Here is a 17,233-nt window from a genome sequence, read left to right on the forward strand (position 1 = left end):
GCCCCTACCGGAGTAAGCGCATGGCCCCGTTCCGTCCCCTTGTCATCGGCGTGCTTGCCGCAGCGCTGTTCACGGCCTGCTCGCCGTCCACGCCTACGCCGGGCGCTGCCGATGCATCGGCAGGCGCGGCAACCCAGGCGACTGCCGCACAGGGCTTCGATGCGCTGCTGGACGAGCAGTGGCAGTACCAGCTGGCACATAGTCCGGAGTTCGCCAGCATCATCGGCGACAAGCGCTACAACGACCGCTGGACCGACTACAGCCTGGCGGCGGTCGCGGCGGATCGTGCGGCCACGGCGGATCTGCTCACGCGCTTCGAGGCGGTGGATGCCAAGGCCCTGGACGAGCAGCGCCAGCTGAGCCTGCAGATGATGCTGCACCAGTTGCGTGACAGGTTGACGTCAATCGATCTGAAAACGCATGAGATGCCGCTGGAGCCGGTCGGCGGCATCCAGCTGTCGCTGGCCGGCATGGGCGATGCGTTTCCATTCGAGAATGCCAAGGACTACCAGGACTACATCGCGCGCCTGAATGCCATTCCGGCGTTGCTTGACCAGATCGTCGAGGTTTCGCGACAGGGGGCGAAGGATGGCCTGGTGCAGCCGCGCTACCTGCTGGAGAAGCTGCCGGCGCAGATCGCGCGGATTGCCGAACCGTCAGGCGCGGACAGCGCGTTCGCGTCGCCGCTGAAAAAGCTGGACACCGCGGTGACGGATCCGGCGCAGCGGGCGGAAATCCGCAAGCAGCTGATCGCCGCCATCGACGAACAGGTGCGACCGGCCTACACGAAGCTGGCCGCCTTCGTGAAAGACGAATACGCCGCGCAGGGCCGGGCGCGCGAAGGGATCTGGTCGCTGCCGGATGGCGACAAGCGCTACCAGTTCGCCGTGCGGACCCAGACCACCACGGACAAGACGCCGGAAGAGATCCACCAGATCGGCCTGGCCGAAGTGGCCCGGATCGAAGGCGAGATGACCCGGATCGCGAAGGAGCAGGGCTTCGCCGATCTGGCCAGCTTCCGCAAAGCGGTGGCCACCGACAAGCGTCACTTCGCCACTTCAAGCGAGCAGATTCTGGCCTTGTACCGTGGCTACATCGCCGACATGGAGCCGGAGCTGCCCAAGCTGTTCGGCCATCTGCCGAAGACGCCGCTGGTGGTGCAGGGCATGCCGGCATTCCGTCGTGAGGCACCCGGCGCGGAATACTGGCAGAGCAATCCGGAGGGCACCAAGCCGGCGATCGTGATGGTCAACGCCAACGATGCCACCGAACGCACCCTGGTGAACATCGAAACCACCGCGTACCACGAAGGCGTGCCAGGGCATCACCTGCAGATCTCGCTGTCGCAGACGCTGCCGCTGCCGCCGTTCCGTCAGCAGGCCAGCTACAACGCCTTCATTGAAGGCTGGGCGCTGTATGCCGAACGACTGGCCGGCGAGGTCGGTTTCTTCAAAGACCCGTACAGCCGCTACGGTCACCTGGCCGGCGAACTGCTGCGCGCCAACCGCCTGGTGCTCGACACTGGCGTGCACTACAAGCGCTGGACGCGCCAGCAGATGGTGGACTTCTTCCACGCCCATCCGTCCGACGACGAACCCAGCATCCAGGCCGAGACCGACCGCTACATCGTGTGGCCGGGCCAGGCGCTGGGCTACAAGATCGGCCAGCTCGACATCCTCGCCCTGCGTGCCAAGGCCGAAAAGGAACTGGGTGATCGCTTCGACATCCGCGCGTTCCATGACGCGGTGCTGGGCGGTGGTGCGATGCCGCTGGACCTGCTCAACGCCCGCATCGAGGCCTGGATCGCCCAGACCAAGGAGACTCCATGAACCTGCGTTCCCCGCTTTCTCTTGCCCTCATGCTCGGAATCAGTGCCTCCGGTTTGCTCAACCCCGTCGCGTCTGCCGCCGATACCGATGCCGGTGCGCGTTTCAAGGCGCTGTACACGCGTGAATGGACCTGGCGGTCGCAGCAGAATGCAGGGGGCGATGATGAAAACGGCGGCAGCCGTCCGGCCGACCACCTGCCCAAGGTGGACCCGGCCACGCAGGACCAGCGCACCGCGTACTGGACGCAGGTGCTGAAGGAGCTGAAGGCCGTGCCGCAGGCGCAGCTGTCGCCGACTGACCAGGTGAACTACCAGGTCTATCAGCAGCAGATCGAGGTGCTGCTGGACCAGCAGCGCTACCGCGCCTGGGAGATGCCGTTCAACAGCGACACCGCGTTCTGGACCAACCTTGGTTTCACTGCGCGGGGTACGTTCCACAGCGCCGACGACTATCGCCGCTACCTGGCCCAGCTGGCCGACATTCCGCGCTACTTCGACGACCAGACCCGCAACATGCAGGCCGGTCTTGCGCGTGGCTTCAGCCAGCCGCGGGTGACGTTGACCGGACGCGACCAGTCCATCGCCGATGTGGCCGAGGCCAAGGGCGAGACCAACCTGTTCTACACCCCGTTCAAGCAGATGCCGGCCAGCATTCCGGCCGCGCAGCAGGCGGAGCTGCGTCAGCAGGCGCTGGCCGCCATCGACGCCAGTGTGATACCCGCCTACGAAAAGCTGCTGCACTTCATGCGCAAGGAATACCTGCCCCAGGCCCGCACCACGCTGGCCGGCGAAGCATTGCCTGATGGCAAGGCCTACTACCGTGCGCAGATCCGTGAGTTCGTCACCCGCGACATGGACCCCGCGCAGATCCACCAGATCGGCCTGGACGAGGTCGCCCGCCTGCGCCGCGAGATGCAGGAGGTGATGGACGAAGTAGGCTACAAGGGCAGCTTCGCCGACTTCCTGACTTTCCTGCGCACCGATCCGCAGTTCTACGCGAAGACCCCGCAGGAGCTGCTCGACCGCGCGGCCTGGATCTCCAAGACCATGGATGGCAACCTCGGCCGCTATTTCGGCCGGGTGCCGCGCCAGCGCTTCACCATCAAGCCGGTGCCGGATGACCTCGCGCCGTTCTACACCGGTGGGCGTGGCGGTCTGGACACCTACTGGCTGAACACCTACAACCTGCCGTCGCGGCCGCTCTACGTGCTGCCGGCGCTGACCCTGCATGAATCTTCCCCCGGTCACTCGCTGCAGATGTCGCTGGCCGCCGAGGACACGCAGCTGCCTGACTTCCGTCGCTATACCTACATCTCTGCCTACGGCGAAGGCTGGGCACTGTACTGCGAGTACCTGGGTCTTGAGATGGGCATGTACACCACGCCCTACGAGCGCTTCGGCTACCTGACCTACCAGATGTGGCGCGCGGCACGGCTGGTGATCGACACCGGTGTGCACAGCCAGGGCTGGACCCGTGAGCAGGCACTGGCGTACCTGCGCGACAACGCCGCGCTGAGCGAGCACGAGATCACAACCGAAGTGGACCGCTACATCGCGTGGCCGGGCCAGGCGCTGTCGTACTACCTGGGCGAGCTGGAAATCCTGAAGCTGCGTCGCAAGGCCGAAGCCGCACTGGGTGCGAAGTTCGACATCCGCAACTTCCACGATGCAGTGCTGTCGCTGGGCTCGGTGCCGTTGCCGGTGCTGGAGGCGAGGATCGACCGCTTCATCGCCGAAGGCGGCGCATCGCCGTGGAGCGACACGAAACACTGAGGCCACTCGCACCACTTCTGCTTGCATTTCATGCACCAACCGGGGAACCCCATGGCACCTGCAGGAAAGTTCCACAAGCGCCTGAGCCTGACCGATCTCACCTTCATTGGCCTCGGCTCGATCTTCGGCTCAGGCTGGTTGTTCGCCGCCAGCCACGTGTCTTCGATTGCCGGGCCGGCCGGCATCCTGTCCTGGATCATTGGCGGCATTGCGGTGTTCCTGCTGGGCCTGGTGTACTGCGAGCTGGGTGCGGCGCTGCCGCGCGCGGGCGGTGTGGTGCGCTACCCGGAATACTCGCATGGCACACTGCTGGGCTGGCTGACCGGTTTCATCACCCTGATCGCGTTTTCCAGTCTGATCGCCATCGAGGTGGAGGCCTGCCGGCAGTATGCAGCGGCGTGGTTCCCGTCGCTCACCCAGCCCAACAGCACGCATCCGACGCTGCTGGGCTGGCTGCTGCAGTTCGCGCTGCTGGTGGTGTTCTTCCTGCTGAACTACTTCAGCGTGAAGACCTTCGCGCGGGCCAACAACATCATCAGCGTGTTCAAGTTCCTGGTGCCCCTGCTGGTGATCGTGCTGCTGCTTGCGCACTTCAACCCGGACAACCTCACCAGCCAGGGCTTCGCGCCCTCGGGCATGGCCGGTGTGGAAGCGGCGATCTCCGCTGGCGGCATCATCTTCGCCTACCTCGGGCTGACCCCCATCGTTTCGGTTGCCAGCGAGGTGCGTAACCCCCAGCGCACCATTCCGTTCGCGCTGATCCTGTCGGTGGCGTTGTCCACGGTGATCTACGTGCTGCTGCAGGTGTCCTTCCTCGGCGCGGTGCCGGGCGACGTGCTGGCCAATGGCTGGGCCGGCATGGACAAGCTGTATTCGCTGCCTTACCGCGACATCGCGCTGGCGCTGGGCATGGGGTGGCTGGCCACGCTGGTGGTGGCCGATGCGGTGGTGTCGCCCAGCGGCACCGGCAACATCTACATGAATGCCACGCCGCGCGTGGTGTACGGCTGGGCACGCGGCAGCGGGTTCTTTCCGGCGCTGACCAAGGTGGATGCGAAATCAGGCATTCCGCGCACGGCGCTGTGGTTGAGTTTTGGGCTTTCGGTGTTCTGGACCCTGCCGTTCCCGTCGTGGGAAACGCTGATCGGCGTGGTCTCGGCAGCGCTGGTGCTGAGCTACGCCATCGCCCCGGTCACGGTGGCGGCCCTGCGCCGCAGTGCGCCCGATCTCGAGCGCCCGTTCAAGGTACGCGGCCTGGCGGTACTGGGACCGCTGTCGTTCATGATTGCCGCGTTGATCGTGTACTGGTCCACCTGGAAGACTGTCTCGTGGCTGCTGGGCCTGCAGGTCGGGATCTACGTGGTGTATGTGGTCTCGCAGCTGTTCAGTGCCGAGCGGCGGGTGCGGGTGCTGCGGCAGGTGCGCAGCTCGGCATGGCTGATCGCATTCTTCGTGCTGGTGATGGCGGTGTCCTATCTGGGCACGTTCGGCGGCATCGGCGTGATTGCGCACCCGTGGGATACCGCAAGCGTCGCGGTCATTGGCTTTTTCATCTATCAATGGGGTGCCCGCAGCGGCTTGACCCCGAGCGAACTGAAACTGGACGAAGACGATGGGGAATAAGGGGTATCGGGGGCTGGCGCTGGTGTGCATGGCGTGGGCAAGTGCCACGGTGTCGGCCGCTCCGGGTGTTGATGACTATCGCCGCTCGCTCGGCCTGCGTGAGGCCTGGAGCGGGCTGACCCGCGACGTGGCGTTCCCGGCGCAATGGCGCGGCGATGGGCACTTCTACTATCGCCACACGGTGAAAGGTGGTTTTGCCTTCGTGCTCGGTACGCCGGACAGCGCGCAGCTGCAGCCCGCATTCGACGCGGTGCGGCTGGCGCAGGGGCTGTCCTCCGCCAGCGGCCAGGACGTGGCACCGTTGAAGCTGCCGTTCTCGCAGTTCACCTACGTGGCTGAAGCAGGCAACCCGAACGGTGCGATCCGCTTCACGCTGGACAGCACCTATGCCGCATGGCGGTGCACCTTGACCGATTACCTCTGCGCGCCGGTCACGCGGGCCGGCCGGCCGCGCGGCTTCGGCGTGGTGCGCGATCTGCGTGTACCGGCCGACAACGCGCCGCGTCGGTCGCCGGACGGTCAATGGGAAGCCTATGCCGACGGCTTCAACGTGGTGCTGCGCCACGTGGCCGACGGCAAGGTCACCCCTCTGACCCGCGATGGGCGCGGCGATGCCTTCTACGATCCGGAGACCATCGCATGGTCGCCGGATTCCCGGCATGTGGCGTTGTACCGGGTGACGCCCGGGTTTCCGCGCCTGGTGACCCGTGTTGAAAGCTCCCCGGCCGGCCAGCTGCAGCCCGTGCTGCAGACCCAGCTGTATCCCAAGCCCGGTGATGCGGTGGACATCGAGCAGCCGGTCCTGTTCGACGTGGCGGGAAACCGCAAGATCATCGATACCCCGTTGCTGTCCAACCCGTATTCGATGTCGCCCATTCAATGGCGCAGCGACAGTGGCAGCTTCAGCATGGAGTACGTGGCGCGCGGCTTCCAGACCGTGCGGGTGGTCGCGGTTGACGCGGGCACCGGCAAGGCGCACGCGGCCGTTGAAGAGAAGGCCGACACCTTTGTGTATGCCGATCGCACCTTCCTGCACGACGTTGGCGGGCAGGGCAGAGAGCTGCTCTGGATCTCCGAGCGCGACGGTTGGCGGCATCTCTACCTGATCGATGGCACGGACGGCAGCGTGCGAAAGCAGATCACCCAGGGCGACTGGGTGGTGCGCGATGTACTGCATGTTGACGATGCCCAGCGCCGCATCTGGTTCAGTGCCAGCGGCATGGACGCGGGCCAGGACCCGTACCAGCGGCATCTGTTCAGCGTGGACTTCGACGGCCGCAACCTGACCCGCCTGACCCAAGCCCGCGCCGATCACGATGTGTCCATCTCCCCGGACGGGCGCTTCTACATCGATGTGTATTCGCGCCCGGACATGGCTCCGGTCGCGTCGCTGCACCGCATCGACGGCACCCCGGTCCGTGAGCTGGCACGTGGCGATATCTCGCGGCTGCTCGTCGCCGGCTGGAAGGCACCGGAAACCTTCGTGGCCAAAGGACGCGACGGCAGCACCGACATCTGGGGCATGGTGGTGCGCCCCCGTGATTACGACCCCAAGCGGCGCTACCCGGTGGTGGAGAACATCTATGCCGGCCCCCACGATGCCTTCGTGCCCAAGACGTTCTGGCCGTTCGGCTACCACTCCGGTGGTGACAAGCAGATCGGCATGCAGGCACTGGCCGACCTCGGCTTCATCGTCGTGCAGATCGACGGCATGGGCACCGCGCACCGCTCCAAGGCCTTCCATGACGTAGCCTGGAAAAGCCTGGGCGACTCCGGCTTCCCCGACCGCATCGCCTGGCACAAGGCGCTGGCGGCCAAGGATCGGTCCTACGACATTTCCGGCGGCGTGGGCATCTATGGCGCATCAGCGGGCGGCCAGAGCACGCTGGGCGCGCTGGAACGGCACCCCGAGGTGTACACCGTGGGGGTGGCCTTGGCCGGTTGCTTCGACAACCGCATGGACAAGATCAGCTGGAACGAGCAGTGGATGGGCTGGCCGGTGGACGCCAGCTACGCGCGTGCCTCCGGTGTGACCCATGCGGCCAGGCTGCGTGGCGACCTGCTGTTGGTGGTGGGCGAACAGGACAGCAACGTCGATCCGGCCTCGACCGCACAGGTCGTCGATGCACTGATCAAGGCCGGCAAGGACTTCGATCTCTTGAATGTTCCCAACGGCGAGCACTCGGTGGGCCGCTCCACCGGGCCCATCGACTACGTCACCCGACGCCAGTTCGATTTTTTCGTGCGCCATCTGATGCGCGCGCCGACGCCGCGCTGGAATGCAGAAGAGGACGCACAGCCATGACCGTCTCCGGAACTTCCCCGCGCCGCGCCATGGCGTTCAGCGTGACTGGCCTGTTGCTGGCATGCCTGAGCCTGCCTGCGTTCGCAGCCGAACAGATGCCGCGCTTTGTGACCGAGAACGGTCGGCATGCGTTGCTGGTCGATGGTGAACCGTACACCGTGCTGGCGGCGCAACTACACAACTCCAGCGCCTGGCCAGCGGTGTTGACGGGAGCGCTGGACCAGGTGGTGGCGTTGAACGCCAACACCGTCGAGGCCCCGATCTACTGGGAGCAGTTCGAACCGGCACCGGGGCAGTACGACACCACCAATGTCGACGCGCTGATCGAGCAGGCCCGCCGCCGCAACCTGCGGGTGGCCCTGCTGTGGTTCGGCAGCTGGAAGAACGGGCAGATGCATTACGTGCCCGAGTGGATCAAGCGTGATGCGGTGACCTACCCACGCACCCTGGACGAGCGCGGCGAACCGGTGGATGTGCTGTCGCCGCACGCCAGTGCGAATGTCGAGGCGGATGCGCGCGCGTTCGCTGCGTTGATGCAGCATCTGCGCAAGGTCGATGGCCAGCGCCATACCGTGATTCTGGTCCAGGTGGAGAATGAGCCGGGCGCGATCGGTGCGGTGCGTGACCACGGGGCTGCGGCCAATGCCGCGTTTGCCCAGCCGGTACCGACGGCCATCACCACGCGCCTGGGAAAGCCGGCCGGCACCTGGCGCGAGGTGTTCGGGCCGGAGGCAGATGAAGCCTTCAACGCCTATGCCACCGCTCACTACATCGAACAGGTGGCGGCCGCCGGCAAGCGTGCCTACGACATGCCGATGTATGTGAACACCTGGCTGCGCTACAAAGGCAAACGCTACCCGGGCGTGGACTACCCCTCCGGCGGGGCCACGGTCAATGTGTTCGACCTGTGGCGCGCGGCCACGCCGTCGATCGATTTCATCGGCACCGACATCTACACCACCGACTACAGCGAATACACCAAGGTCATCGGCCAGTATGCGCGTCCGGACAATCCGGCCTGGGTGTCGGAGACCGGCTTTGAGCCGGGCACCGCGCCTTATCTGTTCCACGTGCTGGGGCAGGGCGGGATCGGCTTCTCGGTGTTCGGCATGGACGGGCTGGATTCACCGGAGAAGCGTGCGGCAACCACGGCGCATGCCGCCAACTTTGGACAGCTGGCACCGCTGCAGCGAATCATTGCGAAGGCGGCGTACGAGGGCCGGCTCCAAGCCGTGGCCGAGCAACCGGGTCAACCGAAGCGCAGCCTGCACTTCGGCGACTGGGAGGTGCGCGTGTCCTACGGCGCGCCGTACTGGGGCGATGCCGATCCGATCCTGCCCGGCAACGCCGACCACGGCGGCCGCTTGCTGGTGGCGCAGACCGCCAAAGATCAGTTCCTGTTGACCGGCTTTTCCGCCCGCGCTGAGTTCGTGCGGGTTGCCAAGGATGCGTTGCATGGGCAGCTGCTGCGGGTGGAGCAGGGCCGCTATGTGGACGGCCAATGGCAGTTCGAACGGCTGCTCAACGGTGACCAGACCGACTATGGCCTCAACTTCGTGCGCGAGGATCCGCCGGTGCTGCGGGTAACGGTCGGGACCTATTGAGTACGCGAAACTATGCGGAAAGCCGCATCGATGTCATCGGTCGGTAACAAGACGCCCAAGGTCGCACCGCGCAGCATGGAGACTCGTCACCACAGGTGGGGTTGAATGGATCGCAGAACATTCCTGCGTCAGGGCGCAGTGGCTACCGCCGGCATGGGCCTGCTGCCGTCCCTGGCCAGCGCCGCCGCTGCGGAAGCTTCCACACCGGCCGTGGCAGCGCCGCCGGTCCCGTTGCTGGAGCCTGCATCTACGGTCGACCTGACCGGATTCACCGCGCTGGCCACCTTCCAGCATCGCGGCACACAATGGACCGTCCATGAAGATCTGCGCACGCCGCAGGGGGCCTTGGTATGCGTCTGTGCAGCCGGCGTACTGAATCTCGGCAAGCGCACCGAAGCGGTGTGGGGCAGCGAAGCGCCGCCGTATCTGGGGTTGCCACTGGCCGAACTGGCGATGGCCGAAGCAGACCTGCTGGCCGACCGGCTGCTGCGCGATGGGGATCCGGATGAGGCCGCCGTGCGTGATGTCGCACCACCGCCGGCGTCCCGGCTCGACCCGAAGGATCACAACGGGAGACTGCCGTGGACAACCTTCGTCGGCACGGTGCAGGGCAACGACACCATGCAGATCTACCCGGACGGGCGCAGCCGCACCTACCGGCCGATTCACGCGTTCCCGGAGCTTGCCGACGCGGACAAGGTCGCACACCGCGAGGAGGGGCTGCTGGGCGGGTGGATGCCGGCGGTGCACAAAGTGGTGCCGGCCGGTGAGGGGCGCTGGTACGACGTGTCGGTGTTCGCCGACGTCAACGCGCAGGACCGCTTCATCGTGCAGACCTGGCATCGCACCGTGCTGGTCGAACACGGCACGGCGGTGCGCACCGTCGTGGGCTACAGCTATCCTGACTTTCCACCGCGCCGCCACGGTGCCAGCGCCGAGGACTTCTACCGCGGACTGATCGACTTTGCCGCGACCTGGCAGGCCCAACTGGCCGAGGCCAGTCCAGCGCGGCTGCCCGATGCGAGCTGGTCCGACCTGGCCCGCTTCGCCTTCGCACGTGAGCTCGTCGTCCGCCCGGGCGGTGTGTATCCGAAGTATGGCGCGGTGGATCGCGATTACGCCGGCAACGAATACGACGGCTTCCAGGACACCTTCACCAGTTCGCTGTACGCCAATCTCGAATGGGGCCGCTTCGCGCAGGCGAGGGCAGTGCTGGACAACTATCTGGGTGAGTACACCCAGGCCGACGGCCTGGTGAACATGCGGGGCCCTCAGGTGGGGCAGTTTGGCCTGACCTTGTCACTGCTGGCGCGCTACCTCCGATACACCGGTGACACGGCGCTGCTGCGCCGCCATCAGGCAAAGATCGAAGCGACCGCCGCGCTGCTGGTCGAACTGCACGACGCCAGCCTCGCCTTGCCGCGAAGTGATCGCGGCCATGGCCTGATCCATGGCTGGAGCGAGTCCGATGCCTGCCTGTATCCGGATCCCTCGCTGTGGTGGAAGCCGTACTTCGGCAACAGCGCCTTGGTGATCCGGGGTTGGGAGGACATTGCCACGGTGTGGCCGGCGCTGACCGGCAACGACGCAACCAGCCGCGACTGGCAACGCCGCGCCCGGCAACTGCGCCTGCGCCTGCTGGACAGCATCCGCGCGGATTTCCGGCATGACCTGCAGCCGGCTTATCTGGGTCCGCTGCCGGGCACCAACGAGACGTTCCGCCAGGCCATGTCGCAGGAAGACCCCAGCAAAAGTGAACAGCTGTGGTCGCACCGTTCCTATGCCGAACTGCTGCAGGCCGACGTGCTGCCGCCCGATCTTGCCAGCCTGGTGATCGATTGCCTGCGCGGCCATGGCGGCACCACGCTGGGCATCGTGTCCAACATCTGGAAGCCCACCCCGGAAGCGCGGGACATCCTCGGTTTCATCTCCTACGGCCACGCCCAGCAGCTGCTGCGGCTGGACCGGATCGAGGAGTATCTGCTGTTCCTGTATGTCCATCGCTACCAGGCGCATACCCGCGGCAGCTGGACCGCAGGCGAGGTGGCGGGCATCACCGGCGGCATGCCGCTGTTCTGCATGCCCGCGCAGATGACGGTACCGCTGCTGCTGCGCTGGATGCTGGTGTTCGACCAGCACCAGGACCTGTATCTGGCGCGTGGCGTCCCGCGCGACTGGCTGGCCACCGGCCAGCCGATTGCACTGCAGGACGCGCCTACGCCTTGGGGCCGGGTTGGCCTGCAGCTGCGTGCGGACCCGGCGCAGCAGCGCATCGAGGCCGAGGTGACCCTGTCTCCGCAGCAACCCGGCACCACCTGGCTGACCCTGCGGGTGCCGGCTGGCACTCGCCTGCTGGAGATTTCGGTGGATGGCAAGGCGGCCAAGGCCGGCGGTCCCCACCACGACCGCGTGCCGCTGCCGTTCACCGCCGGGGCCACCGTGCGCGTGCAGGCCCGCTATGGCTGAATCCATCGAGGAGACTTTCATGACTGATCCGTCCCGCCGACGTTTCCTGCAATGGAGTGCGCTGGCCGTTGCCGCCGGCATGCTGCGCTTCCCGCTGGACGTGGCCGCGTCTACCGCTGGACGGGTGACCGCGCTGCCGCTGCAGGATGTCACGCTCAAGCCGTCGATGTTCCTCGATTCCCTGCACGTCAACCGCCGCTATCTGTTCGAACTGGAGCCGGACCGCCTGCTGCACAACTTCCTGCAGCAGGCCGGGCTGCCGCCCAAGGGTGCGGTCTACGGCGGCTGGGAAGGCGACACCATCGCCGGCCACACACTCGGCCATTACCTCAGCGCACTGTCCAAGCTGTACGCGCAGACCCGCGATGTACAGGTCCGGCAGCGCATCGACTACATCGTGTCCGAGTTGGCGCGTGCGCAGGCCCAGGACAAGGATGGCTACGTCGGCGGCCTGACCCGCAAGACCGATGCGGGCGATATCGAGGGCGGCAAGCACGTCTTCGAGCGCATCCGCGCCGGTGAAGTGACCGGCAGCAAGTTCAACATCAATGGCAGCTGGTCGCCGCTGTATACGGTGCACAAGCTGTTCGCCGGCCTGTTGGATGCGGATGCGCTGGCAGGCAGCCGCCAGGCGATGTCCGTGCTGCTGCCGCTGGCGACCTACCTGGCCGATGTGTTCGACGCACTCGATCACGACCAGATGCAGTCCCTGCTGGCCACCGAATTCGGTGGCCTCAACGAGTCGTACATCGAGCTTGGCGCGCGTACCGACAACCCGCGCTGGATCGCGATCGGCAAGCGCCTGCGCCACGAAGGCATCGTCGACCCGGCCATCGCCGGCAAGGACAACCTGCCGCACCATCACGCCAACACGCAGGTGCCCAAGTTCATTGGCGAGGCCCGCCAGTTCGAGGTCACCGGTGATCTCGATTCCGCCGCTGCGGCGCGCTTCTTCTGGGAAACGGTGACCACGCACTACAGCTATGTGATCGGCGGCAACGCCGACCGCGAGTACTTCCAGCAACCCGATACCATCGCCGCGTTCCTGACCGAACAGACCTGCGAGCACTGCAACAGCTACAACATGCTCAAGCTGACCCGGCACCTGTATCAGTGGACGCCGCAGGCGCGCTACTTCGATTACTACGAGCGCACGCTGCTCAATCACACGATGTCGGCCCAGCACCCGGAGACGGGCATGTTCACCTACATGACGCCGATGATCACCGGCGGTGAGCGTGGCTTCTCCGACAAGTTCGATTCGTTCTGGTGCTGCGTGGGCAGCGGGATGGAGGCGCATGCCCAGTTCGGCGATTCCATCTACTGGCAGGACGGGCAGTCGCTGTCCGTCAACCTGTACATCCCGTCCACGCTGGACTGGAAGCAGGGCGGGCTGGGCCTGACCCTCGACAGCGGCGTGCCGCTCAATGGACAGGTGCGCCTGCAGGTAACGCACGCGGACGACGCCGCACCGCAGCGGCTGCTGCTGCGGATTCCCGCGTGGACCGAAGGGCGCTTCGCGCTGAAGGTGAACGGCCGCAAGGCGGCAACTACCCTGCATGACGGTTACGTGCTGCTGGAACGTCGCTGGAAGGCCGGCGATGTCGTCGAGCTGGACCTGGCCACCCCGTTGCGCTTGGAGCCCGCCGCCGGCGATCCCGATACCGTCGTGGTGATGCGTGGTCCGTTGGCCCTCGCGGCCGATCTCGGCGCGGTCAGCGATCCCTGGGATGCACCCGATCCCGCGCTGGTCGCCGATGCGTCGCCGCTGGCAGGGTTCAGCGCGTTGCCCGAACCGGGTCGCTTCCTCGCCAGCACCACCCGTCCGCAGGCGCTGGAGTTCGCTCCGTTTTACGCCCAGCACGACCGCCGCAGCGCGCTGTATTTCAAGCGCATGGATGCCGCGCAATGGGCCGCCGAAGCGAAACGCCGCGAACAGGCCATTGCGGAACGCGCACAGCTGCAGGCCGATGCCGTGGACATGATCCAGTTCGGCAACGAGGCCTCCGAGAAGGCCCATGGCCTGACCAGTGACACGTCGTTCGCTGCGGCGTATCGGCGACAGGAATGCCGTGACGTACGCGGCAAGGGCTTCGTTGAATTCGTGATGCAGGGCAGCCCCCAGCCGCTGGCGCTACGGTTGCGGTTCTGGGGAAGCGACAAGGGGCGTTTCAACATTCTGGTGAACGGAACGCTCGCGGTGGAGGTCGAGGTGGAGCGGGGGCAGGTTCTCGATTTCGTCGACCACGACTACGCCTTGCCGCACGCGCTTACCCGCGAGGGGACGCCGCTGAAGATCCGCTTCGAGCCGCAACACGGCGACACCGCAGGCCCGCTGTTCGGTGGCTGGCTGACCCATGCAACGTAGCGCCACGGCCTGCGTGGCTGGGCCGTTCCCAGTGCACCTGCCGCCATGCCTTATTCCGCATCCAGATGCAGTAAAAGCGTCAAGACGTCGCACGGGGTGGCCGGCACATTGTGACCGTGTGATGAAAAACACGTAGTCATCTTCAGGGCGTGGAACGCCCGTCCATAACTCCGAAAGAACCGATCCACTGGCGCATGCCGGTGCGGGGACGTGTTGTCCCCCGAACTCCGGCAGTCGCATGACCGAGGAAATTCGCCATGACGTTCCACCCGTTCCATGCACCGAATGCGTCGTCGTTGTCCCTGGCGGTGGCCGCCGTGCTGCTGCTCGCGTCTGCTGCACCCGCCGTGGCGCAGGAAGCGCCGGCCGCCGGCAGCGGGGCGACCACCAACCTGGACAGCATCGTGGTGACCGGCTCGCGCCTGCGCCGTGTCGATACTGAAAGCGCCAACCCGGTGGTCACCGTCTCCCAGGAGCAGATTGCCGCCACCGGCAAGGCGACCGTGGGCGACCTGTTGCAGGAGCTGCCCTCCATCGCGGGTAACTCCACCAACCCCAACACCAACAACGGCGGCGGTACCGGCGCATCGACCATCTCGCTGCGCGGCCTGGGTGACAAGCGCACGCTGGTGCTGGTCAATGGCGTCCGCCTGGCCTACAACGACGTCAATGCGATTCCGGCCACCATGATCGAGCGCATCGAAGTGCTCAGTGATGGTGCTTCTGCCATTTACGGCTCCGACGCCATCGGCGGCGTGGTCAACTTCATCCTGCGCGACCGCTTCGAGGGCGTGCAGTTCACAGCCGACTTCGGTACCAGCAGCGAGGGCGATGGCAACCGCCGCAACTTCTCGCTGACCGGCGGCAAGGCGTGGGATCGCGGCAGCATCGTGGCCGGCGTGTCCTACCACAACCTCGATGCGGTCTCCGCGCTTGATCGTGACTACTCCAAGGACGCGTTGTACCTGAGCAGCGGTGAGGCGGTGAAGCAGGGCTCGTCGGCCACGCCGAGCGGGTCGATCAACTTCAATGACGGCTCGGCCGCCTCGGATGCCCTGGCAGCCGCCAATGGCTGTTCGCGCGTGACCTTGAACAGCGGCGTGTCCGGTGCCACCGGCCCGGGTGATTTCCACTGTTACAACGCGGCCAATGATTCGTACAACTACCAGCCGTACAACCTGCTGCAGACCCCGCAGGAGCGCAGCAACGCGTTTGTGCTGGCGACCTTCCGTTTCACCGACAACATTGAAGGCTACGTCAACACCTGGTTCAGCAAGACCGAGTCGGCCTCGGTGATCGCGCCGATTCCTATCTTCGCCAACGGTGACAACTTCCTGGTGTCCGCCGACAGCTACTACAACCCGTTCGGGGTCAACTTCGGCACCGATCGCACCACGGGGGTGTCCTACAACGACCTCAACGGCCGCGCCACCGTGCTCGGCAACCGCCGCTACGAGTACAAGACCGACAACTTCCAGATCAGCCCGGGCCTGCGCGGGGGCTTTGGCAGCAGCTCCTGGCAGTGGGACGTCAACGTGAACTACGGGCGGGTGAAGCAGACCTCCACCAACTATGGCTTCCTGGACTATGCGTCGTTCAACCAGGCGGTGGGTCCGTCGTTCCTCGATGTCGACGGCACGGTGAAGTGCGGCAGCGCCGGGAACGTGATCGCGGGCTGTACGCCGCTCAACATCTTCAACCTCAACGACGCCTCCAGCTTGGGCACGCTGCAGTCGATGATCGTCAACCCGGTGGTCAGCAGCGTCTACACGGTCAAGCAGGCCGAAGCCAACGCCAATGGCGATCTGTTCGAGCTGCCGGCCGGCATGGTCGGGTTGGCGGTCGGCGTTTCCTACCGCGAGGAGAAAAGCACCAGCAAGGCCGACGCGCTGTGGACCGGTGACGAGAACGGGCTGTGCGGCGTCATCGAATTCTGTGCCTCCCAGCTGAGCGGCAGCTTCGACGTCAAGGAAGCCTACGCAGAAGCCCTGTTCCCGCTGCTGAAGGATCTGCCGGGCATCCAGTCGCTCAACGTCAGCATCGGTACGCGCTTCTCGGATTACAGCTCGGTCGGCAGCAAGACCAACAGCAAGCTGTCCATCGAGTACCGCCCCGTGCAGGACCTGCTGCTGCGCGGTACGGTGTCGGAGGTGTTCCGTGCGCCCAACATCAACGAGCTGTACTCGGGCGTGGTGGGCGACGCGCCGACGGTCAATGACCCGTGCAACGGTTACACCGGTGGCAATGACGTGGCCTGCGCCAACGTGCCGACCGATGGCAGTTACCACCAGGCCGACGGCCAGATCTCGGGCAAGGCCTCGGGCGCTGAAGTGGCGGGGTACCAGCTGAAGCCGGAAACCGGCAAGTCCTACGACGTCGGTTTCGTGTATGACCCACGCTGGCTGGAGGGACTGTCGATCAGTGCAGACTGGTGGCGCATCGACCTGGAGGACACCATCACCGGCGTCTCCGCCCAGACCGTGCTGAACCAGTGCTACTCGAACCCGGCAAGTGCGTTCTGCGCGCTGATCCACCGCAACGGCAACGGCACCATCAACTATGTGGCCGAGCCGACCGTCAATCTGGGCACGCTGGCCACCCGCGGCGTGGATTTCAGCGTGAACTACCGGCTGCACGAAACCCCGTGGGGCCGCTTCAGCGCGAGCCTCAACGGCACCTATCTGGAGCGCTACGACGTGCTGCCGGACACCACCGACCCGAGCACCGTCACCATCCGCAACGGCGGCATGTACACCTACGCCTATGGCAACTTCCCGCGCTGGCGCGGGCTGGGCACGTTGAGCTGGAACAAGGATGACTGGAGCGCCTCATGGCGGGTCCGTTACATCGGCAAGACCCGGATCGGCAGCAGCGACCTGGATCAGGGCCTGTCAGCCGATACCGACGAGGCAGGGGTAGTGCGCAGGATCGGATCGTTCGTCTACCACAACCTGCAGGTGGGCTACACCGTGGCTCCGTGGCACACCGCGTTCGAGCTCGGCGTGGACAACGTGACCAACAAGCAGGCTCCGCTGTACTACGCCAACAACGGCGGCAACGGCAACACCGACGTGGCCACCTATGACGTGCTCGGCCGCTTCTACTGGGCGCGCATGTCGATCAAGTTCTGATCAGCGTGTTGGGCGGCCGGCCACCGAGAGGTGTCCGGCCGTCCTTGGCCGAAACTTCTGAAATGAGAGTTATCTGATAGCCGAACCTGCCTTCTCAGTGCGTCATAGACGTCCCGTTGAATCGTTCATCGGACG

Annotated in this window: 8 protein-coding genes; all 8 read left to right on the plus strand. The window is 65.7% G+C overall.

The genetic code is table 11. From position 1 onward, the window contains the following. The first annotated feature begins 20 nt into the window (after positions 1-20). The 8 genes from RT551_RS08605 to RT551_RS08640 all read left to right on the plus strand — a co-directional run bounded on the left by RT551_RS08605 (position 21) and on the right by RT551_RS08640 (position 17,098). Positions 21-1,829, plus strand: coding sequence for a DUF885 family protein (locus tag RT551_RS08605; protein ID WP_313457523.1), 1,809 nt, complete (start codon positions 21-23; stop codon positions 1,827-1,829). Beyond that, entirely contained in the window at positions 1,826-3,601 is a 1,776-nt protein-coding gene (locus RT551_RS08610; protein WP_313457526.1) for a DUF885 family protein, read from the plus strand. The genes RT551_RS08605 and RT551_RS08610 overlap by 4 nt, the downstream gene beginning before the upstream one ends. A gap of 51 nt (positions 3,602-3,652) precedes the next feature. Continuing rightward, positions 3,653-5,224: an APC family permease gene (locus tag RT551_RS08615; protein WP_313457529.1), complete on the plus strand. Its 1,572-nt coding sequence runs from the start codon at positions 3,653-3,655 to the stop codon at positions 5,222-5,224. Positions 5,225-5,252: 28 nt separating this feature from the next. Continuing rightward, positions 5,253-7,529: a DPP IV N-terminal domain-containing protein gene (locus tag RT551_RS08620; protein ID WP_313457610.1), complete on the plus strand. Its 2,277-nt coding sequence runs from the start codon at positions 5,253-5,255 to the stop codon at positions 7,527-7,529. Positions 7,530-7,558: 29 nt separating this feature from the next. Beyond that, positions 7,559-9,133, plus strand: a complete 1,575-nt coding sequence (locus RT551_RS08625; protein WP_313457612.1) for a DUF5597 domain-containing protein — start codon at positions 7,559-7,561, stop codon at positions 9,131-9,133. Between the two features lie 105 nt (positions 9,134-9,238). Continuing rightward, positions 9,239-11,599, plus strand: a complete 2,361-nt coding sequence (locus RT551_RS08630) for a Tat pathway signal protein (protein ID WP_313457532.1) — start codon at positions 9,239-9,241, stop codon at positions 11,597-11,599. A 19-nt stretch (positions 11,600-11,618) separates the two neighbouring features. Continuing rightward, positions 11,619-13,967, plus strand: coding sequence for a glycoside hydrolase family 127 protein (locus RT551_RS08635; protein ID WP_313457534.1), 2,349 nt, complete (start codon positions 11,619-11,621; stop codon positions 13,965-13,967). 257 nt (positions 13,968-14,224) lie between these two features. Further along, positions 14,225-17,098, plus strand: a complete 2,874-nt coding sequence (locus RT551_RS08640; protein WP_313457537.1) for a TonB-dependent receptor — start codon at positions 14,225-14,227, stop codon at positions 17,096-17,098. The last annotated feature ends 135 nt before the right edge of the window (positions 17,099-17,233 follow it).

The sequence above is a fragment of the Stenotrophomonas sp. genome (assembly GCF_032103445.1).
In the GTDB taxonomy this organism is placed as follows: Bacteria; Pseudomonadota; Gammaproteobacteria; order Xanthomonadales; family Xanthomonadaceae; genus Stenotrophomonas.

Excerpts from the sequence above, each read along its gene's own strand:
- RT551_RS08615 (WP_313457529.1), top strand. The coding sequence starts at position 3,653 with ATGGCACCTGCAGGAAAGTTCCACAAGCGCCTGAGCCTGACCGATCTC.
- RT551_RS08625 (WP_313457612.1), top strand. The coding sequence starts at position 7,559 with ATGGCGTTCAGCGTGACTGGCCTGTTGCTGGCATGCCTGAGCCTGCCT.
- RT551_RS08610 (WP_313457526.1), top strand. The coding sequence starts at position 1,826 with ATGAACCTGCGTTCCCCGCTTTCTCTTGCCCTCATGCTCGGAATCAGT.
- RT551_RS08640 (WP_313457537.1), top strand. The coding sequence starts at position 14,225 with ATGACGTTCCACCCGTTCCATGCACCGAATGCGTCGTCGTTGTCCCTG.
- RT551_RS08630 (WP_313457532.1), top strand. The coding sequence starts at position 9,239 with ATGGATCGCAGAACATTCCTGCGTCAGGGCGCAGTGGCTACCGCCGGC.
- RT551_RS08635 (WP_313457534.1), top strand. The coding sequence starts at position 11,619 with ATGACTGATCCGTCCCGCCGACGTTTCCTGCAATGGAGTGCGCTGGCC.
- RT551_RS08605 (WP_313457523.1), top strand. The coding sequence starts at position 21 with ATGGCCCCGTTCCGTCCCCTTGTCATCGGCGTGCTTGCCGCAGCGCTG.
- RT551_RS08620 (WP_313457610.1), top strand. The coding sequence starts at position 5,253 with ATGGCGTGGGCAAGTGCCACGGTGTCGGCCGCTCCGGGTGTTGATGAC.